The sequence below is a fragment of the Streptomyces calidiresistens genome, from assembly GCF_014141525.1.
GTDB lineage: Bacteria > Actinomycetota > Actinomycetes > Streptomycetales > Streptomycetaceae > Streptomyces > Streptomyces calidiresistens.
Map to the genome: position 1 here is coordinate 1 of NZ_VKHS01001412.1, position 728 is coordinate 728.

1 protein-coding gene is annotated in these 728 nt (G+C 73.8%); it reads right to left on the minus strand.

Features of this window, described 5'->3' with window-relative positions:
• Positions 1 to 36 precede the first annotated feature (36 nt).
• A partial coding sequence (locus tag FOE67_RS27575; protein WP_228474370.1) for a hypothetical protein occupies positions 37 to 728 on the minus strand: 692 nt, incomplete at its 5' end.

The window sequence follows — 728 nt, forward strand, 5'->3', positions numbered from 1 at the left end:
CCCAAGCCCGGGGCCCGGCTCCCGGGACGTCCCGCCTCACCCGCCGGGGACCGCCACCCCTCCGGCCCGGGCGCGCCACCCGCGGTGGACCCACAGCACACAGCCGACGAAGACGAGGCGGGCGGAGAGCATCACCGCCCACAGCGACACGAGGGACAACCGGCCGGCGAGGGACAGCACCACCACCGCCGGCACCGCGAAGCCGTACATCACCGCCATCAGGTGCGGGAGCGAGGCACCGGGCGAGACGACGATCTTCAGCGCGGAGGAACCGAAACCGGCCACCCCTTCCACCAGAAGCTGGAGACCCACCAGCCGGATCGCCGTCTCCGCGTCGGGGTGGGCGAGGGCTTCTCCCGTCAACCACCCCGGGGCGGCGGGGAAGATCAGCAGCAGGAGGCCGAGGGGCGCCAGGAGCGCCGTGACGCATCCGGCGAACAGCCGCAACCGCCGATCGATCCCGCCCGGGTCGTCCGCCGCCGCCGCGAGACGGCCCCCGACGATCCCGAACTGCTTCAACGGGACGACGAGGGTGCGCACGACGTTCACCAGCACGGCCGTGACCGCCGCCGTGGCGGCACCGTCCCGATGGGCGACCAGCATGACGACCATGAAGGAACTCATCATCACCAGGGCGTCCGTCGTCCCCGACACGAGCGCCGGAAGACGGCGCAGACGGGGGCGGACACCCCGGCGCAGCACCGCCCACCCACCCCGCAGCACGGCCC